The following is a 20881-nucleotide window of genomic DNA, read 5'->3' as shown; positions in this document are numbered from 1 at the left end:
GGTTACCTTCCTTTCCAAACCGGGTCGCGCTTCTCTGCAAAGGCGCGCGCCCCTTCCTTCTGATCCTCCGAGCGGTAGAGCCGTTCCACCGTCTCGAACTGGCTTCGGGTGATGCGGTTGAGCGCATCGTTGAACTTCATATCCTCGGCCTCGCGCACGATTTCCTTGATCGCGGCGAAGACGAGCGGCGGACCTGCGGCCAGCTCATCGGCCATCTGCTGCGCCGCCTCCATCAGATCGGCGCCGGGCAGCACCCGGTTGACCAGACCCCAATGCGCCGCCTCCTGGGCATCGAACCAGCGCCCGGTGAACAGCAATTCCATCGCGATGTGGTGGGGAATGCGCCGGGGCAGCTTGATCGAGGCGGCATCCGCCACCGTGCCGGAGCGGATTTCCGGCAGCGCAAAGCTGGCGTGATCCGCCGCAAGGATGATATCGGCGCAGAGCGCCAGCTCCAGCCCGCCGCCGCAAGCGATGCCGTTCACGGCGGCGATCACCGGCTTGTTGAGCCCGCGCAATTCCTGCAACCCGCCAAAGCCGCCCTTGCCATAGTCGCCATCCGCCGCCTCGCCCCCGGCGGCGGCCTTGAGATCCCAGCCGGGGCAAAAGAATTTCTCGCCCGCCCCGGTCAGGATCGCGACCCGCAGATCCGGGTCGTCGCGGAACTCGGTGAATACCTCGCCCATGATGCGGCTGGTCGCGAAATCTATCGCATTGGCCTTGGGCCGGTCCAGCGTCACCTCGAGCACCGCGCCTCGGCGTTCAGTTCGGATCGGACTGTCGGTCATGGGTTTCCTCCCAGTCTGAAAAGGGCATCGAGCGCGATGGCGCGCTCCGGGGTGGCGATCAGCGGGTTGATCTCAAGCTCGTGCAATTGGGCCTGATGCGCAAGCGCGCAGGCCTGCACCGCCTCAATCGCCGCGACCAGCGCGTCGAGATCGGCGGCGGGCGCGCCGCGATAGCCATGCAGCAGCGGCGCGATCCGCAGCCGGTCGAGCGCGGCGCGGATATCGGCGGGTTCGGCGGGCAGCAAGAGCGAGACGGTATCGGCCAGCCGTTCGGTCAGCACGCCGCCCGCGCCAAGCGTCAGCACGAAGCCATGCGCCGGGTCGCGGATCACGCCCACCAGAAGTTCCACCACGCCGCCGGTGATCATTTCCTCGATCAGAAAGTTGGCACCGCCCATGCGCGTGGCCGCCACAGCGACCGCCTCGGGGCTGGACAGGTGGAGCGCGACCGCCCCGGCGTCGGTCTTGTGCGCGATGCCCAGTGCCTTGAGCACAACCGGAAAGCCGAGCGCGGTGGCGGCCTCTGCGGCCTCCTCGGGGCCATGGGCGGTTTGCGCGCGCGGCACCGCCACGCCACGCGCCGCCAGCCGGGTCTTGGCCTCGGCCTCGGTCAGCAGGTGGCTTTCATCGCCGATTGGCGCGGGGATGGCCAGCGGGCTGGGATACGCCCGCTGCGCGCCACAGCGCGCGGCGGCGGCCATCGCCGCCACCCCCTCGGCCATGCCGCACAACGGCACGATGCCGCGCGCTATCATCGCCTCGGCCACGTCTTCGGGCATGGTCTCGGGCAGGCTCGACAGGATCGCCATGGGCCGCCCGGTGGCCGCCATGGTGTCGGCGACGGCGTCGATCACGATATGCCAGGCGGCGCCGTCGCAGCGGTCCGGGCGCGGGAAGTCGAGGATCACCACGCCCAGTGCCAGATCGCCCGCCATCATCGCCGAAAAGGTGGCGGCGATCGCCGCGCGGTCGCCCCAGATATAGGTGTGGTAATCGAGCGGGTTGGCGAGCGCGACGCGCGGCCCGAGGGCGGCGCGCAAGCCCGCCTGCTGCGCCGCATCGAGCGGCGGGCAGATCAGCCCGGCCCGCGCGGCCTGATCCGCGATCAGCCCCGCCTCGCCGCCCGACGAGGACAGCGACGCGATGCGGGGCGAGGCGAGCGGGCCCACGACATGCAGGATCTTCAAGGTTTCCAGCAGGTCGGACAGCGTGTCGACCTGCACCACGCCCAGCCGCTCGAACAGCGCCCGCGCGCCCGCATCGCTGCCCGCAAGCGCGCCGGTATGCGACAGCGCCGCCGCCTGCGCCTGCGCCGTGCGCCCCGATTTGATCACCACCACCGGCACGCTGCGCGCCCGGGCGGCGCGGGTCATCGCCTCGAACGCCGCCAGATCGCCCACGCCCTCGACATGCAGCCCGAGTGCTGTGACCCGCTGATCGGCCAGCAGCGTCTCGGCGATCTCGGCCATGCCGGTCTGCGCCTGATTGCCGACGGTGACCACATAGGCCAGCGGCAGGCCCCGGGTCTGCATGGTGAGGTTTATCGCGATATTCGAGGATTGCGTGATCAGCGCCACGCCCCGTTCCACGCGGCGCGCGCCCTGCTGATCGGGCCAGAGCGCGGCCCCGTCGAGCAGGTTCAGAAATCCGTAGCAATTCGGCCCGAGAATGCGCAAAGGCCCCGCCGCGCGCACCAGGGCCGCCTCCATGTCCCGGCCATCGCCGGTCTCGGAGGTCGATTCGCGAAAGCCCGAGGCGAAACAGACCGCCCCCCCGGCCCCCATTGCATGGAGCGCGCGCACCGTCTCGATGCTGGCGGCGCGATTGACCCCGATGAAGGCGGCGTCGGGTGCTTCGGGCAGGTCCGTCACGCGGGCATGGGCGGGCAGCCCGCCGATCTCGTCGCGATGGGGATGCACCGGCCAGACCGGGCCGGCAAAGCCGATCCGGCGGCATTGCGCGATCACGTCGCGGCACCAGGTGCCGCCGCCGATCACCGCGATGGAGCGCGGGCGCAACAGGCGCGACAGGTCTTGCATCGCGCTCAGGCCCCGAGCGGGCGGAACAGGTCCCGCCCGATGATATGGCGCTGGATCTCGCTGGTGCCGTCCCAGATCCGCTCGACCCGCGCATCGCGCCAGAACCGCTCGATGGGCAGATCGTCCATCAGACCCATGCCGCCATGGATCTGCAGCGCGGCGTCGGTCACCCGCGCCAGCATCTCGGAGGCATAGAGCTTGGCGCTGGCGATCTCGCGATTGGCGGGCAGGCCCCGGTCTAGCCGCCAGGCGGCCGCGAGCGTCAGCCAGTCGGCGGCGTCGATCTCGGTGATCATATCGGCGATCTGAAAGCTGACACCCTGAAATTTCGCGATCGGCTGGCCGAATTGCCGCCGCTCGGCGGCATGGTGCAGCGCAAGGTCAAAAACCCGGCGCGCGCGCCCGACGCTCATCGTCGCCACGGTGATCCGGGTGGCATAGAGCCAGGTGTTCATCACCTCGAATCCGCCATCGACCTCGCCCAGAACCTGGCCCTGCGGCAGGCGGCAATCGCCGAATTCGAGGATGCAGTTCTTGTAGCCGCGATGCGAGACCGAGCGATAGCCATCGCGCACGGTAAAGCCGGGATGCCCGCGATCCACCAGAAAACAGGTGATCCGCTTTTTCGGGCCATGCGCCGTCTCATCGACGCCGGTCGCCACGAAGACGATGAAGAAATCCGCGTGATCTGCGCCCGAGATGAAATGCTTGGTGCCGTTCACGATCCAGTCCGACCCGTCGCGCGCCGCTGTGCATTTCATGCCGCGCACATCCGATCCGGCATCGGGTTCGGTCATCGCCAGCGCGTCCATCCGCTCGCCACGCACCGCTGGAAGCAGGTACTGCTCGCGCTGATCGCCCGTGCAGGCCATCAGGATGTTCTGCGGCCGCCCGAAGAAATGCGTGAGCGCCATCGAGCCGCGCCCCAATTCCCGCTCGACCAGCGCGAAATCGAGATGGCCGAGCCCGCCGCCGCCGATCTCCTCGGGGAAGTTGCAGGCCCAGAACCCCATGTCGATGACCTTGCGGCGCAGCTCCGCGGCAAGCTCGGGCGGCACTTCACCCCGGCTCTCCACCTCTGCCTCATGCGGGTAGATCTCGGTCTCGACAAAGCTGCGGACCGTCGAGACGATCATCTCCTGTTCGGCGCTCAGATCGAAATCCATGCCATGCTCCCTGCTGTCCTGATGATATTGCTAGACATCGGGCGCGGGCGGTATCATGCCGAAAATGCTCCAGATCATGCAGGATTCGAAATTTTCCGATGCAACGCCAGGTCGCGATCCTTCTCTTTCCCAGCTTTTCCAACCTGTGCCTTGCCAACGCGGTCGAGCCGCTGCGCGCCGCTAACACGCTGGCGGGCCGCGATCTCTATGACTGGCACTTCATCGGCCTTGACGGCGGCACCGTGCTGTCGTCGAGCGGCCTGCCGGTGACGCCGATGCTACGGCTTTCGGACATGCCGCGCGTCGATTACCTCTTTGTCATGCCCAGCTATGGCCACCGCGCCCTGACCGAGCCCGGCATCCTGCGCCGGTTGCGCGGTGCTGCGGCGCGTTGCGGCAACCTTGTGGGGCTCGATACCGGCAGTCTCCTGCTGGCGGCGGCGGGGCTGATGGAGGGCTACCGCGCGACCTCGCATTGGGACGTGCTGACCGAATTCGAGGAAGCCCATCCCGAGGTCGAGGTGGTGAGCGACCGCTTCGTCATCGACCGCGACCGGCTGAGCTGCGGCGGCGCCTCGACCACGATGGAGCTGATGCTGGAACTGATCGCGCAGCATCACGGCGCGATGCTCAGCCTCGATGTGGCGGCGCTCTTCATGCATGGCGAACGGCCTGCCGACGCGCCCAGCCCCCCGGGCATGTCGGGCGACCGGGTGGTGCGCGCCGCCGCTGCGTTGATGCGCCGCCATGTCGAGCAGCCGCTGCCGATCCCCGAAATTGCCCGCCGCCTCGCGCTCAGCCAGCGCGGCCTCGAACAACGCTGCCTTGCCGCCTCTGGGCGGTCACCGCAGGGTATCTATGCCCTGATCCGCATGTCCGAGGCTTACCGGTTGGTCAAGGGCACGCCGCTCTCGGTGGCCGAGATCGCGGCGCGCGTGGGCTATGACGATGCCTCGGCGATGACGCGGATGTTCCGGCGCGCCTTTGGCCTGTCACCCCGGCAATTGCGCGGCAGTCACCCGCAATAGCGCGACCGCACATCCCGGCGCGGGCCGGTGAAGGAACGGTGAAACCGGTCGTGATCCCGTGGCGGATCGACCAGCCCCGGCCCGGAGCGCGACACGTCCTGCGAGGGCAGGCCGATATGGCCGGGGTTGTGACGGAAGTGCCGCGTTCTCGTCTGGTCACCGTAGATCGACACCGGCAGCGACAGCCGGAAGGTCTGGCAGATCGCCTGCCCCTTCACCGCAGCCTCGAGGATTTCACCGGATGGCTGTTCGATCAGGCGCACAATATGTCCGGCCTTGGTGTCCAGCCCATGGGTCTCGAAGGTCAGCGGGCGGCGCAACTCGAATATCTGCGTCGCCTCGCCCGGGCCAAAGAGGTCGTCCTCACCCCGCCACGTCGTTCCGGCGGCGAATATCAGGCGAAAGGTGCCCGGCGGCACCAGCACGCGAAAGAACGCACCTCCTTCGATATAGGCGGCGAGGGCGGCGTCTCCGGTCTCCACGTCGATCAATCGCAGGAAATAATCGCGGCCCGGCGGGCTCTTGACCTGAAGCGGGAAGACGGCAGGCAGGCCGGTGCGATTCCACATCAGCCCGGCTCGCGGCGCGCCCTCCTCTGCGGCACGCGCGAAGGGCACGATCATGCACAGCAGGACAATCAGCAGCGTCAGCACGCCCGGTCTGTGGTTCGAAGTTCTCACCTCGGCCTCCTTGTCTGTTACCGCAAACACCTACGCGAACTCAACCGAACTTCGGCCCTTCCGACCTCGATAGCCTAGCAGATCTGCCCTAGGATTTGAACATCTGCCATGCCGCCAGACGGGCCGCTGCGCCCGGCAGCAGAAAAAGGATGCGCCGCCCGACGCGCATGCTATCTTGCCCGCGATTCGGGACGCGCCGTCACATTACTCGCAAACGCTTTTCAGCACCCTGCGGCCCGATCTGACCGTTTGACCCATGCGGGCCACGCGCCCATTATTGCATCAGGAGCTTGAAATGCCGTCCAGAATCCGCGCCCTCGCCATTGTCGGCCTGACCCTTCCCATGGCCAGCCATGCCGCCGAACTGGGTGACACCGGAAGTGCCATCCGGCTGGCGCTCCTGCCTGAAACCGGCGGACAGATCACCGCCCATCTGGCCGGTGAGATGCTCACCGCCATGGGATACGCGGTGGAGTATGTCGAGGCCGATCACATGCGCGTCTTCAGCGACATGAAACAGGGTCGTATCGACGCCAATCTCGAAGTCTGGGAGGCGCGCGCACCGGCCAATTACCGCGACATGATCCTCGACGGCGACTTGCAGGACATGGGCGAGTTGGGCCTGACCCTGTCCGAGGGCCTTGCCTATCCCGCCCATATGGAGGCAACCTGCCCCGGCCTGCCCGACTGGGAAGCGCTGCGCGATTGCGCCGCCCTCTCGGGTCTGGTGGTGACCGACTACCCCGAGGAGTGGGACGGCGCCGCCGTCGGCATCATCGAGGCCCTAGCCCTGCCCTTCGAGGTGCGCCCCGCCGCCTCCGAAGCGGATCTGGCCGAGACCCTGAGCGAGGCGAGCACCTCGGGCGACGCCGCGTTGGTGATGTTCTGGCGGCCGCATTGGGCGGTGGCCGCGCAGGATCTGCGCTTTGTCACATTACCCACGCCCGAGGCCGCCTGTTTTGAGACCGCAAGCTGGGGGCCGAACCCGGACTTGCCCGGCGACTGCGGCATTCCTTCGCTGCAGGCGGTCAAGACGGTGATCAAGGGCACCAAGATCAAATGGCCCGCCGCTTGGTACATGCTGGAGGATTTCCAGCTCGGCACCGAAACGCAAGAGGCGCTGATGCTAGCGGTCGAGCAGGAGGGCCGCCCGGTGGCCGAGGTTGCCGCCAACTGGCTCGCGGCCAACGAGGAGACCTGGAAACCGGTCGTGGACGCGGCACTGGCGCAATAGGCCGGTAGTGCTCGGGTCGGATTTTCGCAGGCGGCCACCCGTGCTTGGAGCCAAGGCGTCGCTGGCGCCGCCGTGCAGCGCCGGGCCCCGCTCGAACCGCCCGCGTCGGCCACAAGAAAGGCCGCACCCTGACGGCGCGGCCCTTTCAGTGATCTGCAATAGCGCTTACGCGGCGCGCGAAACGAGAACTTCGTCCACCTGCTTGGCGGCCAGAACCTCGTCGCCACCGGAGACCGCCGCGACCTCACGGGTCAGCCGTTCAAGCGCCGCCTCGTAAAGCTGACGCTCGGAATAGCTTTGCTCGCGCTGATCATCGCTGCGATGCAAATCGCGCACGACCTCGGCGATGGCGATCAGATCGCCCGAGTTGATCTTTTGCTCGTATTCCTGGGCGCGGCGCGACCACATCGCGCGCTTGACCTTGGCCTTGCCCTTGAGCGTGCTCATCGCCTTCGAGATCACGTCCGGGCTGGACAGGCTGCGCATTCCGATTTCCGTAGCCTTGTTGGTCGGCACCCGCAGGGTCATCTTGTCCTTCTCGAAGGAGATCACGAAAAGCTCCAGGGTGATCCCGGCGATTTCCTGCTCTTCGATCGACACGATCTGACCCACGCCGTGCGCGGGGTAGACGACATAATCATCAGGGCGAAATTCGGATTTCTTGGATTTCGACATTCGGTTCATTTCCTAGCAAGGGGGCCCGCCCTGTCGACGCAGACAAACACATGCCTCGGGCCAGTTGCAGACCGGGGATATGTGTGACTGTCACAAGGAAATCCACCCCCAGGCAGCATGGCGGGTGAACGTATGTCAGGCGTCTCTCATTGTTTGTGACGGAAATGTATCATAAAAACCGGCGCAATGGAAGGGTGCGCGTCACAGGCGTGGTAAATCCACCGTGAAAAACAATGGATTCAGCGGGTTTTTCAGGTCGTGCGGCGCGTCTCTCAGGCCAAAGCCGCGCGAATCGGTCTCAGCCGCCCTCGCCCGGGGCTTCGGAAAAGTACTTTTCCAGCTTGCCGGTCTCGCCATCGCGCTCCTCGGCCTCGGGCAGCGGGTCCTTCTTGGTTATGATGACCGGCCACATCTCGGAATACTTGCGGTTGAACTCCACCCACTTCTCCATCTCCGGCTCGGTGTCCGGGCGGATCGCATCGGCGGGGCATTCCGGCTCGCAGACCCCGCAATCAATGCACTCATCGGGGTGGATGACCAGCATGTTCTCGCCCTCGTAAAAGCAATCCACCGGGCAGACCTCGACGCAGTCGGTATATTTGCAGGCGATGCAATTGTCGTTGACGATGTAAGTCATGGCCGTCTCTCATGTTTGCCGGGTTGGGGTTCACCTAATCCAGCGGACCGGATCAATCAAGCGTCCCCGGCCCATTGAGATCGAGTTTGCGGCGGTCGCGCTTGGTGGGGCGTCCTTTTCCCTCGTATTTCGGCGCGGGCGGAACGCTGTCCTGCGGCTTGGACTCGCTCAGATCATCATAAAGCGTCTGCGCCTCGGGCGCCGGGCCGCGCCGCGTGCCGGGGGCCAGAATGCGCACCACCCGCACCGCATCGCCCTGCACGAAGGTCAGCACATCCTCGGGGCCAACCGCCTGCGCCGGTTTCGACACCCGGTTGCCGTTGACCCGCACATGCCCGCCCGACACCTGCTTTGACGCCAGCGAGCGCGTCTTGAAGAACCGCGCATGCCAGAGCCACTTGTCGAGGCGGATACGTGACGCGCCCTCGACCAAGATCAGCCCTTGGTCTTGAGCCCCATCAGGGCTGCCGCAAAGGGATTGTCGGGGTCGATCTTGTCCTTCTTCTCCGGCTTGGACGAGAAATTCCGGGTGCTTTCCTCGCGCGGCTTGCTCTTGGGGCCGCCCTTGCCCTTGGGCTTGCCTTGCGGCTTGCCACGCCCGCCCTGGGCGGGGCGATTGCCACGCGGCGCGCGCGGAGCCCAGGTGAAGGTATAATAGACCTCGATCTCCGGCTCCGCCATCTCGGGCGTCTCGCCCGGGATCACTTCCTCCTCCGGGGTTTCGGGAATGTCGGCGGTGACTTCCGCCTCCGGCTGAGGTTCGGCAGCAATCGGGGCCTCGCCCTCGTCGACGATCGCCTCGACAGCATCCTCCGCGGTCTCGACTGGGGTCTCGTCAGCGGCCTGCGCGGCATCGGCGGGGGCCTCTGCCAGTGCCTGATCCACCGGCTTGACCTTCTCGCGCTCAGCCTTCTCAGCCTTGTAGCCCAGGCCCTGCATCAGCGCTGCGAACTGTTCCAGCGTCATGCCGGTGATCGACAACATGTCCGCCTTGGCCTCGAAGCCGCCACGCGTATCCTCGCTGCGCAGCATGTCGGCCAGCCGTTCCAGCATGTCGATGCGAATCGCCCGCTCGCCCGCCGCGCGATAGCCTGCCATGCTGTGATAACCCTTGGGCGCGTCATCACGCGCGGGCACCGTCACCAGACCCGGCGGCGGCGTCTCGGGAAACTCCTGCAGCCCGTTGCTCAGCGACCACAGCACCAGCCGCAGCCGCGTCGGCGCGGGCTTCAGCAGCGCGGGCATGAACACCGTGAACTGACCGAACCGGACGCCATGCTTGCGCAGAGCGCTGCGCGCCTCCTGATCGAGCGCCTTGACCTCGGCGGCCACCTCGCCGCGCGGAATGATGCCAAGCGCCTCGACCATGCGAAAGCCGAAACCGCGCGCCAGACCGCCAAGCGTCTCGTCGCGTTGCAGGTTCATCAGCGGCTCAAAGAGCGTGGCAATCTTGCGGTCGATGAAATGCTGCAAGCGGCGCTGCACCTTCTGCGCCACGTCCGCGCCCGCCTCGTCATCGACAAAGGCGGCAACCTGCGGCTTCAATGGGTCGGCACCGGGCGTCAGCTTGCCCACCGCTTCCTTGCCCCAGAGCAGCCCGCCCTGTTCGGTAAAGTCGATCTCGGTATCGGGCGCGTTGTAAAAGCGATCCGCCTTGAGATGGAAATGCGGTGCCAGCGCCTGCAGGCTCGCCTGTTGCAACGTGCGCGCCTCCTTGCCCGCTGCCGCCTTGTCCTGCATGAAGCGGAACCCTTCGAGCCGTCCGACGAATTCGCCTTCGACGCTCACATCACCTTGATCGTTTACCTCGGCCACCATGGCCTCCTTCTGCTTGAGCCGGCGCAAGAGCACGGATGTGCGCCGGTCCACAAATCTCTGCGTCAGACGGTCGTGCAGCGCGTCCGACAGGCGGTCTTCTACCGCGCGAGTCGCGCCGCGCCAATGATTTTCGTCATCCACCCAGCCCTTGCGCTGTGCGACATAGGTCCATGTGCGGATATACGCCAGCCGTTTCGACAATGTGTCGATATCACCATCAGTCCGGTCGATCCGCTTGACTTGGCCGCCCAGCCAATCATCGGGCACTCGCCCATACTCAACCAGATCGCCGTAAAGTCGTTCCAACAGGCCCGCGTGTTCCGCATGGCTGATGCCGCGAAAATCGGGGATGCGGCAGACATCCCACAACAGCCGCACCGAGGGCGCATCGGTGGCACGCGCCGCGATATCGGGCTGCGCGGCCAGCGTCTTGAGCGCACCCAGATCGTCGGCCTCCCGCGCGCGGGCCAGCAACTCGTGCTCGGGCTTGGCTTCCAGTGAGGCGATCAGCGACTGCGTGCTGCCAAAGGCCAGCCGCGCGTTGCGCCATTCCAGCTTGCGAATGGGGGCAAAGCGATGCTCCATGATCGCCTGCGCCAGATCGGGGTCGAGATCGGGCGCCTCGCCGGTCACGCCGAATGTGCCATGGCTCATCCCCCGCCCCGCGCGCCCGGCGATCTGGCCCAGCTCATTGGGTTGCAGATGCCGCATCCGCCGCCCGTCGAATTTCGAGAGCGACGAAAACGCCACGTGGTTGATATCGAGGTTGAGCCCCATGCCGATGGCATCGGTCGCCACCAGGTAATCGACATCGCCATTCTGATAGAGCGCCACCTGCGCATTGCGCGTGCGCGGGCTAAGCGCGCCCATCACCACCGCCGCCCCACCCTTTTGGCGGCGCAGCAATTCGGCCATCGCATAGACGTTTTCCACCGAAAATCCGACAATCGCACTGCGGGCGGGCATTTTCGAGATTTTCTTCGGCCCCGAGTAACTCAGTTGCGACATCCGCTCGCGGCTCAGGAATTCGACCCCCGGCACGAGGTTGGCAATCACGCTGCGCATCGTGTGACTGCCCAGAAACTGCGTCTCGCGCAGGCCCCGCATGCGCAACAGCCGGTCGGTAAAGACATGCCCGCGCTCAGGGTCGGCACAGAGCTGAATCTCGTCAATGCCGACGAAATCCGTGCCCATCCCCTCGGGCATCGCCTCGACCGTGCAGACCCAGTATTGCGCGCGCTCCGGCACAATGCGCTCTTCACCCGTCACCAGCGCCACGACCGAAGGGCCCCGCACAGCGACAATCTTGTCATAGACCTCACGCGCCAGCAGGCGCAGCGGCAGGCCGATCACCCCCGTGCGATAGCCCAGCATCCGCTCGATGGCGAAATGCGTCTTGCCGGTATTGGTGGGGCCCAGAACCGCTAGGGTTCTCGACTGCTCGGACATCCGCCGCGTTCCTTATGCCGTCAGAGTTCCGCGCCGCCCAACTCGCGGGCCACACGCTCTTTGGCCTTGGTTACGTCCTCGTGGTGGGGATGTATAGCCAGCGCGCGCGAAAACGCGTCATGGGCCAGATCGGGGTGCCCGGTCTCATCAAGCAGCACGCCCAGCCCGTAGATCACGTTGAACTGTCGCGGCTCCAGTGCCAGCGCCCGCTCGATATCGGCCAGCGCCAGCCCGTAGTGATCCTGCTTGAAAAACGCGACCGAGCGCAGGTGCCAGCCCTGGGCAAAATCCGGCGCATGATCGATCAAAGCGCTCAAATGCTCGACTGCGGCATCCAGATCACCGGCCTCGATCGCATCTTCGCCCCGTCGCAACAGCAGGTCCATCGCGGGCGAGCCGGATTTCGACCATTCCAGCTCGACCTCGGCGGCAATCTTGCGCGCCTCCGCCGGTTCGGCCTGTGACAGGTCAGACAACAGCGAGTCAACCCGCGTGTCCTCCGCCGAGGCGGGTAAGGAAAACGTGACTACCGTCAGACCTGCCGCGACGATACGGTTGAGATTGGTGAATGCTGCGCCCATAACAGTCGTGAGTTTAGCGCAGAATGCCGGGATTCAAACCCCCGACATCGCAATTGTGAAAGGAAGCGCAGATGAGCGACGTGATCAACGCGGCGGTGAAGGCCCTTAACGAAAAGATGGGCGACGACGGCTTTGACGGCACCGCAAAATTCGTGATCGAGGGCGAAGGCAGTATCGTCATGGACAACGACGGCGCGCGCGCCTCAGACGATGACGCCGACGTCACACTCACCGCCGATGCCGATACCTTCGAATCGATCCTCTCCGGCGATCTCGACCCGACAGCGGCCTTCATGTCGGGCCGTCTCAGCGTCGACGGCGACATGGGTCTGGCGATGAAGCTGGGCAGCGTTCTCGCCTGATGGACACCGCACCGTTCTTTGCAGATGTGGCCGAAGGGCCCGAGGGCGGTGCCGCTTGGTGGATCACGGCGAACGATAACCTGCGCCTGCGCGTCGGGCTCTGGAACCGAGAGGCCCCCCGGGGCACGGTCCTGATCTGGCCCGGACGCACCGAGTATATCGAGAAATACGGTCGCGCCGCGACCCGGTTTGCGGCCGCTGGTTATGCCAGCCTTGCCATCGACTGGCGCGGCCAGGGATTGTCCGACCGCCTGCTCGATGACGCGATGTCGGGCCATGTGCATCACTTCACCGACTATCAGCAGGACGTCGCCGCGATGATGCAGGCCGCCGAACGGCTCGACCTGCCGCGCCCCTGGCATCTTCTGGCGCATTCGATGGGCGGCTGCATCGGGCTGCGCGCGGTGATGCAGGGCCTTGACGTCGCCAGCGTCGCCTTTTCGGGGCCGATGTGGGGGATCAAGATGGCCGACGCGCTGCGTCCGGTGGCCTGGTCGCTGTCCTGGAGCAGCCGTCAGGTCGGGATGAGCCATCGCTACGCCCCCGGCACAGCCGCCGAGCATTACGTGCTGAGCGAGCCGTTCGAGACCAACAAGCTGACCAATGATCAGGGCATGTGGGCCTATATGGGGCGGCAACTCCGGGCGCATCCTGCGCTTGGCCTCGGCGGCCCCAGCCTGCATTGGCTTCACGAGGCGCTGCGCGAGACCCGGGATCTCGCGCGCCGCCCCTCACCCGACCCGCCCTGCCTGACCCTCCTGGGCAGCGACGAGGATATCGTCGACGTGCCGCGCGTGCATGACCGCATGGCGCGCTGGCCCGGCGGACGGCTGGAAATCGTGCCGGGGGGACGGCACGAAACCCTGATGGACACCGAGGACATGCAGGCGCGTCTCTTTGGCCTGCTATGCGAGTTCTATGGCGGCCGCGGATCGGCAAATGCGGACAATGCGCCCCGCATCGCCGACGTGTTCTGACGGCAGTGTTCTGCACCTCGCGTTTGACGCGGATCGTCCTGTCGGGGATCGCTGGCCGAGCCTCCGATGCCGGGCTCCTGGGGCCATCGTGCCCCTTCCCAGACGAACACCCGGACACGATCGCCCATGCTACGCCCGATCACGACCACGGCTCCCGGTTGGCGACCGTGGTCGCGCAGGATGATGCAACAGAACCTAACCCAAATAATTCACGAGAAGGCGGCGGAGGTAGCGTAACCATCTGAAACGCTGTATGTTTTGGGTGTTACCGCCAAACATGCAGCTTTCAGGAGGACGACCTCCGCCATGGTTCAATCTACGTGCTCCACGCCCCGCCTGTCACCCCTCAATAGCAAGCCGATCTTGCTTGGATTTGACGGCGCGGACATGAGCTCCGACGCAGGACTGACACTGCTGCGCGAGATCGAGCGCAAGGCGGGTCTGGCGCAGCGGCTTGCAGATTGCCTGTGCGATCCGCGCGATCCGGTGAAAGTTCAGCATCGCCTGTGCGACATCATCCGTTTCCGGATCATGATGATCGGAGCCGGGTATGAAGACGGCAATGACGCGAACGCCTTGCGGCACGATCCCGGCTTCAGGATTGCCCTGGAGCGCGGCCCGGAAACCGGGGCGGCGTTATGTTCGCAGCCGACGATCTCGCGCATGGAAAACCTGCCCGACGCCCGCGCGCCGATCCGAATGGGCCGCGAGATGGTCCGGTTCTACTGCCAGTCCTTTGCGCGCGCCCCGGGCCGGATCGTGCTCGATATCGACGATACCTTCGATGCGGTGCATGGCCACCAGCAACTGCGCCTGTTCAATGCGTTCTACGACGCGTTCGGCTTCCAGCCGATCGTCGTCTTCGACGGCGAAGGCCGGCTCGTGGGGACACTGCTGCGCCCGGCCCGCCGGCCCAAGGGAGCCGAGAGCGCGGCCCATATCCGCCGGTTGATCCGGCAGATTGCCAGGCATTGGCCCGAGACGGAAATCCTGCTCCGGGCGGACAGCCATTACGGCACCCCGGAGGTTCTGGACCTGTGTGACAGGCTCGGGCTGTGCTATGTCTTCGGTCTGTCAAAGAACGGCCGTCTGGCGCAAAACATCTCGGCTCTGGAGGCGTCGACGGCTGCGCGCTACGCCCGCACGCCGGGGCAAAAGCTGCGCCGGTTCAAAACCTTCTCCTACGCGGCCCGGTCGTGGTCGAAACCGCGCCGCGTGATCGCCCGGGTCGAGGTTGGCCCAATGGGGCGCGATACCCGCTATCGTCACCAATCTGATGGGCGGTCGCGGCAAGCATCTTTACGAGAAGCTTTATTCCGCTCGCGGTCAGGCCGAAAACCACATCAAGGCCTGGAAAGCCCACCTCGCATCAGACCGGACCTCGTGCTCGAAGGCGAACGCCAACCAGATGCGCGTTCGCCGGGCTTACGCGGCCCCACCAGGGCCACGGTCCCGGCTCACTGCTGCACGGCTGCGCCTACTGGATCTGGTGGACGTTACGCGCGGCCTGCCCAAGGAGATCCCCGTGGCGCCGCGCCCAGTTCGACACGCTGCGGCTGCATCTCGTCAAGCTGGCCGCAACCATCGTCGAGAAGAAGACCCGGATCGTCATCACACTGCCGACATCATGTCCGCGACAGGGCCTCCTCCATCTTCTCTTCAACGCCCTCGCCCCACCGAAATCGGCCTGACGCAGAGCGCCCCGACACACCGAAACAGCAATCCATCATTACCCAACACCCCCGTCACCGACCGGCCAGCAAACCGGACGCAAACATCGGATGCGCGCGACTCCCCGAGATCCGTGAAACCGGCCCCAGGAACACATGAAGGCAGCTTCATGAATTATCCGGGTTAACACGAGTTCCCGGGCCGTGGCCTTGGTTCAGCGAAATTCTCAGATGGGGAAAAATCGGGCAGCGCTGACAGAATCCTCCCAAATAACGTGCAAACAGCCACATCCGAACGCCCGGGCATCCCCAAACGTTGGCGGATCTCCGGCTTGCGATGTTGAAAAGCTGTGTCTGGCCAGGACGTGACCGACACCCAACCCTTGCGGCCCCGGGGGATTCCGAAGCCGCTGGCTTGTAACACAAAAATGCGCTGCCGCGCTCACCCGGCAGGGGATGTACGCGTGCCTGCGGCAGCCCCGTCATCAGGTGCGCGCAGCGTTCACATGGGAGTTCCGAAGAGATGAAAACCAAGACCTTGCTGGCGAGCCTCGCCACGACAACCGCGCTATTGACCGCGCCCGCTTGGGCGCAGGACTGCCCCGTCAAGGTGGGTGTGCTGCACTCGCTGTCGGGCACGATGGCGATCTCCGAGACCACGCTAAAGGATACCGTCCTGATGCTGGTCGAGCAGCAGAACGCCAAGGGCGGTCTTCTGGGCTGCGACATCGAGGCGGTGGTGGTCGATCCCGCCTCCGACTGGTCGCTTTTTGCCGAAAAGGCGCGTGAATTGCTCACCGTGAGCGAGGTCGACGTGATCTTCGGCTCCTGGACCTCGGTGAGCCGCAAATCGGCCCTGCCGGTGCTGGAGGAACTCAACGGGCTGATGTTTTACCCCGTCCAGTACGAGGGCGAGGAAAGCTCGAAAAACGTCTTTTACACCGGTGCCGCCCCCAACCAGCAGGCGATCCCGGCGGTGGATTATTTCCTCGACGAACTGGGAGTCGAAAGCTTCGCGCTTCTGGGCACCGACTATGTCTATCCCCGCACCACCAACAACATCCTTGACGCCTATCTCAAGTCCAAGGGCATCGCGGATGAGGATATCTTCGTCAACTACACCCCCTTCGGCCATTCCGACTGGGCCACCATCGTCTCGGACGTGGTCGCCCTCGGTGCCTCTGGCAAGCAGGTCGGCGTGATCTCGACCATCAATGGCGACGCCAATGTCGGCTTCTACAAGGAACTGGCCGCGCAAGGCGTGGACGCCGCCGACATTCCCGTGGTGGCCTTCTCGGTCGGTGAAGAAGAGCTTTCGGGCCTCGACACCGCGCCGCTCGTCGGGCACCTCGCGGCGTGGAACTATTTCCAGTCCGCCGACACCCCGGAGAACGAGGCCTTCATCGCCGCCTGGCATGACTATATCGGTGACACCAAGCGCGTGACCAACGACCCGATGGAGGCGCATTACATCGGCTTCAACATGTGGGTGAACGCCGTGACCGAGGCGGGCACCACCGATGTGGACGCGGTGCGCGCGGCGATGTGGGGGCAGGAATTCCCCAACCTCACCGGCGGCATGGCGGTGATGAATGCCAACCATCACCTGTCGAAGCCGGTTCTGATCGGCGAAATCCGTGATGACGGTCAGTTCGACATCATCAGCCAGACCGAGGAAGTGCCCGGCGATGCCTGGACCGATCATTTGCCCGAGAGCGCGCCGCTCAAGAGCGATTGGAAGGATCTTGGCTGCGGCATGTACAACACCGAGACCGCGACCTGCGTGCAGATGACCTCGAATTACTGATCCGACGGGCCGCGCCGATTACCCCCGCGCGGCCCTTCACACAGCACCCCCGCTCAGGACCGGATCGACCATGCGTTTCACCGCCCTCCTTGCCCGCGCCGCCGCGCTGCTGATGATCCTCGCCTGCGCCATGGTCCTGCGCCCGGGTATCGCGACGGCACAGGGCGCACTGCAACCGCTCCTGCAGGAGTATCAGGCCGATCTCGCCAAGCCATCCCGCCAGACCATCGGCCCGGTGATCGCGGACCTTCTGGCCTCGGATCACCCCGGAATGGCCGATTTCCTGCGCAAATGGGAGGCGCGCGAGGTCTATCTGCGCCCCGGGGACGGGCTCTTCTTCTACGCCGATGAGGCGGGCGACACCCTGCGGCTGATCGACATCGACAGCGGCGAGACGGTGGCCGAAGCGGGCAGCCGCGACGTCGACCAGATCCGTCCCAATGCGGGCGTGCGCCGCGAACTCGCCGCCGCCCTCGTGCCATTCGAATTGAACGCCGCCGACCCCGCCCGCCGCGCCGCCGCGCTCGACGCGATCGCGCGTAGCGCCGAGACAAGCCAGATCGCGCCCCTGCGCGACAGCATCGTAACCGAGACGGACCCCGCCCTGAAAACCCGTAAGCAGCGCCTGCTTACCCTGCTCATCGCGCAATTCGGTGAGACCAAATCCGAACGTCTCGACGCGATCGCAGGGCTTGGCGGCGACACCAGCATCGAGGCGCGCAGCGTTCTCAACCAGCTCACGGCCACCCGCGACCGCGTGGCGACGACCCTGCCCGACGGCATCAACCTTGCCGGCGTGCTGGAGGTCGGCGCCGACCTCAGCGAAGCTGAGGCGCATGACCGGCTGGTGGAGGCCGACCTCGCCCCGCCGCGCCAGACCGCCACCGACCTGCGCGACGTGCTCGCGCAGCATGTCGTGGATGGCACTGTCGGCGGCGTGCCGCTGCACCAACTCGACACCACCGCCGCCCGCGCCCGCGCCTACGAGGCTCTGGAACAGGCGGGCACCGTGCCGCCGCGCGCCGCGCCCGACGAGGTGGCACAGGCCGTCGCCGCCCATGTCTTCTACACCGAATACCTGCAACCTGATCCAGAGATCACACAGACCGCCGAGGACGCGCTCACCGCCACCTCGCGCACGCTCGGCCTCTACCAGACCGCCGATCTGGTGCTTGACGGGCTGTCGCTCGCCTCGATATTCTTTCTCGCCGCCATCGGCCTTGCCATCACCTTCGGCGTGATGGGCGTGATCAACATGGCGCATGGCGAATTCATCATGATGGGGGCCTATACCGGCTATGTCGTGCAGCTTTTTATCCCCGATTACACCGTCAGCCTGCTGATCGCCCTGCCGCTCGCCTTTGCCGTCACGTTCGGTGCAGGCGTCACGATGGAGCGGCTGGTGATCCGCCACCTTTACACAAGGCCGCTCGAGACGCTGCTTGCCACCTTCGGCATCTCCATCGCCCTGCAACAACTGGCCAAGAACATCTTCGGCACGCAGGCGCGTCCCCTCACCGCCCCCGACTGGCTTGGCGGTGCGATCACCCTCAACGACATCGTCAGCATCTCCACCATCCGCGTGGCGATCTTCGTGCTGGCCCTCATCTTCCTCGCGCTGCTCCTCTACATCCTCAAGCGTACCCGGCTGGGGCTGGAGGTGCGGGCAGTAACGCAAAACCCCGGCATGGCGGCCTCGATGGGGATCGACCCCGACCGCATCAACATGCTGACCTTCGGCCTCGGCTCCGGCATCGCGGGGATCGCGGGAGTGGCCATCGGGCTTTATGCGCAGGTCACCTCGGAGATGGGGGCCAACTACATCGTGCAGAGCTTCATGACCGTGGTGGTCGGCGGTGTCGGCAATGTCTGGGGTACGCTGGCGGGGGCCTCGATGATCGGCTTCCTGCAAAAGGGGATCGAGTGGTTCAACCCCTCCAACACGCTGGCGGCACAGACCTACATGGTGCTCTTCGTGATCCTCTTCATCCAGTTCCGCCCCAAGGGCATCGTCGCCCTCAAGGGCCGCGCGGCAGGGGACTGAGCCATGAGCAAACCCGATATCACCCCGCGCCGCAGCTTTCTGGCCGAAAATCCCTCGGTCATGTGGTTCCTAGGCCTGCTCGGCCTCTTCACCCTCGGCGTCACCGTGCTGGCCGAAGGGTTTGGGGTGGCGCTCCTTTCGACCTCGATGGTCAAGATCCTCGGCATGACGCTCTGCCTGTGCCTCATCGCCGTGGCGATGGACGTGGTCTGGGGGTATTGCGGCATCCTCAGTCTAGGGCATTTCGCCTTCTTCGGGCTGGGCGGCTACGCCATCGGCATGTGGCTGATGTATGCCCGCACCCAAGGCATCGTGGTGGACTCGCTGGCAAACGCGCCAATCCCCCCCACGCAGGAAGAAATCAACGACGCCATCGCCACGCAGATTTTCGGTGTGGTGGGCAGTAACGAGTTGCCGCTGATCTGGGCCTTCGCGGACAGCCTCGCGATGCAGCTTGTCTTCGTGGTGCTGGTGCCGGGGCTGCTGGCGCTCGTCTTCGGCTGGCTGGCATTTCGCAGCCGCGTGACCGGCGTCTACCTGTCGATCCTGACACAGGCGATGACGCTGGCGCTGTCGCTCTATCTCTTCCAGAACGACACCGGCTTGCGCGGCAACAACGGGCTCTCGGGCCTGCAGAACATCCCCGGCCTGCTGCACCTGCCGCAATCCACCATCGCGCTGTGGTTCTTCTGGGCCTCCGCCGCTGCCCTCGGGCTTGGCTATCTCTTCTTTGCCTGGCTCATATCGGGCAAGTTCGGCTCGGTCATTCGCGGCATCCGCGACAACGAGGCCCGCGTGCGTTTCCTCGGCTACCATGTCGAAAGCTACAAGCTGGTGATCTTCACCCTGACGGCGGTGGTCTCTGGCCTTGCAGGCGCGCTCTATTACCCGCAGGCGGGCATCATAAACCCCGCCGAAATCGCCCCTATCGCGTCCATTTACCTCGCCGTCTGGGTCGCCATCGGCGGGCGCGGGCGGCTTTACGGCGCTGTGATCGGGGCAGCCGTCGTCTCGCTCGCCTCAAGCTGGTTTACCGGCGGCGGCGCGCCGGATATCGACCTCGGCTTCTACACGATCAACTGGACCGACTGGTGGCTGGTGCTTCTGGGCCTTGGTTTCGTCGCCGTCACGCTGTTCTTTCCGCGCGGCATCGGCGGGCTGTTCGACATGCTGGTGAGGAAGCCATGACCACCCTTCTCGAAGTCTCCGGCGTCTCCGTCACATTCGACGGCTTCCGCGCCATCAACAATCTCTCGATACAGATCGGCGAGCCGGAATTGCGCGCCGTGATCGGCCCCAACGGCGCGGGCAAGACGACCTTCATGGACATCGTCACCGGCAAGACCAGGCCCGACGAGGGCCGGGTGATCTGGGCCGAGAAAAACATCTCGCTTCTCGGGATGAGCGAAAGCGCCATCGCACGGGCGGGCATCGGGCGCAAGTTTCAGAAACCCACCGTGTTCGAGGAACAGACGGTGCGCGAAAATCTCGCCATGGCGCTCAAGAGCAAACGCGGGCCGCTCGACGTGGTGCTCCATCGCCGTTCGGTAGAAGGGTCCGCGCGCATTGCGGAATTGGCCGAGGAGATCGGCCTCATGGACGACCTGCCGCGCCGCGCAGGCGACCTCAGCCATGGACAGAAGCAGTGGCTGGAAATCGGCATGCTGCTGGCGCAGGACCCGCGCCTCTTGCTGGTCGATGAGCCCGCCGCCGGAATGACCCCCGCCGAGCGCGAGCACACCACCGACATTCTCAAACGTGCGGCGCAGACCCGTGCCGTGGTGGTGATCGAGCATGACATGGAATTCGTCCGCCGTCTGGGCTGCAAGGTGACGGTGCTGCACGAAGGGTCGGTGCTGGCCGAAGGCAGCCTCGATCACGTCACGCAGAACCAGCAGGTCATAGATGTCTATCTCGGGAGATAAG

At 65.5% G+C, this 20881-nt stretch carries 17 protein-coding genes and 1 pseudogene; 9 read left to right on the top strand and 9 right to left on the bottom strand.

All coding sequences use genetic code 11. The features are described from left to right. Positions 1–2: 2 nt before the first annotated feature. Genes ACSSV4_RS13405 through ACSSV4_RS13395 form a run of 3 tightly spaced genes read right to left on the bottom strand, consistent with a single transcriptional unit; the run spans position 3 to position 3993 of the window. On the bottom strand, positions 3–788 hold the full coding sequence (locus ACSSV4_RS13405) for a carnitinyl-CoA dehydratase (protein WP_454275623.1): 786 nt from the start codon (positions 786–788) through the stop codon (positions 3–5). Next, the gene (locus tag ACSSV4_RS13400; RefSeq protein ID WP_454275622.1) at positions 785–2827 is read right to left on the bottom strand and encodes an acetate--CoA ligase family protein; all 2043 of its coding nucleotides are present in this window, start codon (positions 2825–2827) and stop codon (positions 785–787) included. The genes ACSSV4_RS13405 and ACSSV4_RS13400 overlap by 4 nt, the downstream gene beginning before the upstream one ends. 5 nt (positions 2828–2832) lie before the next feature. After that, positions 2833–3993 carry an acyl-CoA dehydrogenase family protein gene (locus ACSSV4_RS13395; RefSeq protein ID WP_454275621.1) on the bottom strand — a complete coding sequence of 387 codons (1161 nt, stop codon included), beginning with the start codon at positions 3991–3993 and terminating at the stop codon, positions 2833–2835. 98 nt (positions 3994–4091) lie between these two features. Here ACSSV4_RS13395 and ACSSV4_RS13390 point away from each other — a divergent pair, with 98 nt between their 5' ends. Then, the gene (locus ACSSV4_RS13390) at positions 4092–5021 is read left to right on the top strand and encodes a GlxA family transcriptional regulator (protein WP_454275620.1); all 930 of its coding nucleotides are present in this window, start codon (positions 4092–4094) and stop codon (positions 5019–5021) included. On the opposite strand, the gene ACSSV4_RS13385 is transcribed toward ACSSV4_RS13390, so the two are convergent. Next, a complete protein-coding gene (locus ACSSV4_RS13385; RefSeq protein ID WP_454275619.1) occupies positions 5009–5701 on the bottom strand; it encodes a hypothetical protein in 693 nt (230 codons plus the stop codon). The genes ACSSV4_RS13390 and ACSSV4_RS13385 overlap by 13 nt on opposite strands. A 295-nt stretch (positions 5702–5996) precedes the next feature. On the opposite strand from ACSSV4_RS13385, the gene ACSSV4_RS13380 reads away from it, so the two are divergent. Next, positions 5997–6935, top strand: a complete 939-nt coding sequence (locus ACSSV4_RS13380; protein WP_454275618.1) for a glycine betaine ABC transporter substrate-binding protein — start codon at positions 5997–5999, stop codon at positions 6933–6935. Between the two features lie 165 nt (positions 6936–7100). Here the strand turns inward: ACSSV4_RS13380 and ACSSV4_RS13375 are convergent, their stop codons facing one another. The 5 genes from ACSSV4_RS13375 to ACSSV4_RS13355 form a co-directional block, all read right to left on the bottom strand. Further along, on the bottom strand, positions 7101–7610 hold the full coding sequence (locus tag ACSSV4_RS13375) for a CarD family transcriptional regulator (RefSeq protein WP_454275617.1): 510 nt from the start codon (positions 7608–7610) through the stop codon (positions 7101–7103). A gap of 298 nt (positions 7611–7908) precedes the next feature. Next, positions 7909–8247, bottom strand: a complete 339-nt coding sequence (gene fdxA / locus ACSSV4_RS13370) for a ferredoxin FdxA (RefSeq protein WP_073195131.1) — start codon at positions 8245–8247, stop codon at positions 7909–7911. Positions 8248–8299: 52 nt separating this feature from the next. Beyond that, on the bottom strand, positions 8300–8680 hold the full coding sequence (locus ACSSV4_RS13365; RefSeq protein ID WP_454275616.1) for an RNA-binding S4 domain-containing protein: 381 nt from the start codon (positions 8678–8680) through the stop codon (positions 8300–8302). A gap of 2 nt (positions 8681–8682) precedes the next feature. Further along, the gene (locus ACSSV4_RS13360) at positions 8683–11514 is read right to left on the bottom strand and encodes a helicase-related protein (RefSeq protein ID WP_454275615.1); all 2832 of its coding nucleotides are present in this window, start codon (positions 11512–11514) and stop codon (positions 8683–8685) included. A gap of 20 nt (positions 11515–11534) precedes the next feature. Then, positions 11535–12095 (bottom strand): tetratricopeptide repeat protein, encoded by a 561-nt coding sequence (locus ACSSV4_RS13355; RefSeq protein WP_454275614.1) that lies wholly within the window; start codon positions 12093–12095, stop codon positions 11535–11537. Between the two features lie 71 nt (positions 12096–12166). Here ACSSV4_RS13355 and ACSSV4_RS13350 point away from each other — a divergent pair, with 71 nt between their 5' ends. From ACSSV4_RS13350 to urtD, 7 genes and pseudogenes are all read left to right on the top strand, one after another. Next, positions 12167–12457 (top strand): SCP2 sterol-binding domain-containing protein, encoded by a 291-nt coding sequence (locus ACSSV4_RS13350; RefSeq protein WP_454275613.1) that lies wholly within the window; start codon positions 12167–12169, stop codon positions 12455–12457. After that, positions 12457–13434 (top strand): alpha/beta fold hydrolase, encoded by a 978-nt coding sequence (locus ACSSV4_RS13345; protein ID WP_454275612.1) that lies wholly within the window; start codon positions 12457–12459, stop codon positions 13432–13434. The genes ACSSV4_RS13350 and ACSSV4_RS13345 overlap by 1 nt, the downstream gene beginning before the upstream one ends. A 306-nt stretch (positions 13435–13740) precedes the next feature. Further along, positions 13741–15292, top strand: a pseudogene (locus ACSSV4_RS13340) (IS1380 family transposase). Positions 15293–15627: 335 nt separating this feature from the next. Next, complete coding sequence (urtA, locus tag ACSSV4_RS13335) at positions 15628–16911, top strand: urea ABC transporter substrate-binding protein (RefSeq protein WP_454275611.1); 1284 nt, start codon at positions 15628–15630, stop codon at positions 16909–16911. Between the two features lie 70 nt (positions 16912–16981). Then, positions 16982–18955 (top strand): urea ABC transporter permease subunit UrtB, encoded by a 1974-nt coding sequence (urtB, locus tag ACSSV4_RS13330; RefSeq protein ID WP_454275610.1) that lies wholly within the window; start codon positions 16982–16984, stop codon positions 18953–18955. Positions 18956–18958: 3 nt separating this feature from the next. Continuing rightward, the gene (gene urtC / locus ACSSV4_RS13325; RefSeq protein WP_454275609.1) at positions 18959–20143 is read left to right on the top strand and encodes an urea ABC transporter permease subunit UrtC; all 1185 of its coding nucleotides are present in this window, start codon (positions 18959–18961) and stop codon (positions 20141–20143) included. Next, positions 20140–20880 (top strand): urea ABC transporter ATP-binding protein UrtD, encoded by a 741-nt coding sequence (urtD, locus tag ACSSV4_RS13320; RefSeq protein ID WP_454275608.1) that lies wholly within the window; start codon positions 20140–20142, stop codon positions 20878–20880. Before urtC ends, urtD begins: the two co-directional genes overlap by 4 nt. The last annotated feature ends 1 nt before the right edge of the window (position 20881 follow it).

The sequence above is a fragment of the Roseovarius sp. MBR-154 genome, from assembly GCF_053628595.1.
The sequence above is the reverse complement of the archived record's forward strand: the minus strand, read 5'-3'. Positions and strand labels throughout refer to the sequence as shown.

Coding starts and splice junctions, on each gene's coding strand:
- ACSSV4_RS13400 (WP_454275622.1), bottom strand. CDS start 2,827: ATGCAAGACCTGTCGCGCCTGTTGCGCCCGCGCTCCATCGCGGTGATC.
- ACSSV4_RS13375 (WP_454275617.1), bottom strand. CDS start 7,610: ATGTCGAAATCCAAGAAATCCGAATTTCGCCCTGATGATTATGTCGTC.
- urtD (WP_454275608.1), top strand. CDS start 20,140: ATGACCACCCTTCTCGAAGTCTCCGGCGTCTCCGTCACATTCGACGGC.
- ACSSV4_RS13350 (WP_454275613.1), top strand. CDS start 12,167: ATGAGCGACGTGATCAACGCGGCGGTGAAGGCCCTTAACGAAAAGATG.
- urtC (WP_454275609.1), top strand. CDS start 18,959: ATGAGCAAACCCGATATCACCCCGCGCCGCAGCTTTCTGGCCGAAAAT.
- ACSSV4_RS13395 (WP_454275621.1), bottom strand. CDS start 3,993: ATGGATTTCGATCTGAGCGCCGAACAGGAGATGATCGTCTCGACGGTC.
- urtA (WP_454275611.1), top strand. CDS start 15,628: ATGAAAACCAAGACCTTGCTGGCGAGCCTCGCCACGACAACCGCGCTA.
- ACSSV4_RS13345 (WP_454275612.1), top strand. CDS start 12,457: ATGGACACCGCACCGTTCTTTGCAGATGTGGCCGAAGGGCCCGAGGGC.
- urtB (WP_454275610.1), top strand. CDS start 16,982: ATGCGTTTCACCGCCCTCCTTGCCCGCGCCGCCGCGCTGCTGATGATC.
- ACSSV4_RS13355 (WP_454275614.1), bottom strand. CDS start 12,095: ATGGGCGCAGCATTCACCAATCTCAACCGTATCGTCGCGGCAGGTCTG.
- ACSSV4_RS13380 (WP_454275618.1), top strand. CDS start 5,997: ATGCCGTCCAGAATCCGCGCCCTCGCCATTGTCGGCCTGACCCTTCCC.
- ACSSV4_RS13360 (WP_454275615.1), bottom strand. CDS start 11,514: ATGTCCGAGCAGTCGAGAACCCTAGCGGTTCTGGGCCCCACCAATACC.
- fdxA (WP_073195131.1), bottom strand. CDS start 8,247: ATGACTTACATCGTCAACGACAATTGCATCGCCTGCAAATATACCGAC.
- ACSSV4_RS13390 (WP_454275620.1), top strand. CDS start 4,092: ATGCAACGCCAGGTCGCGATCCTTCTCTTTCCCAGCTTTTCCAACCTG.
- ACSSV4_RS13405 (WP_454275623.1), bottom strand. CDS start 788: ATGACCGACAGTCCGATCCGAACTGAACGCCGAGGCGCGGTGCTCGAG.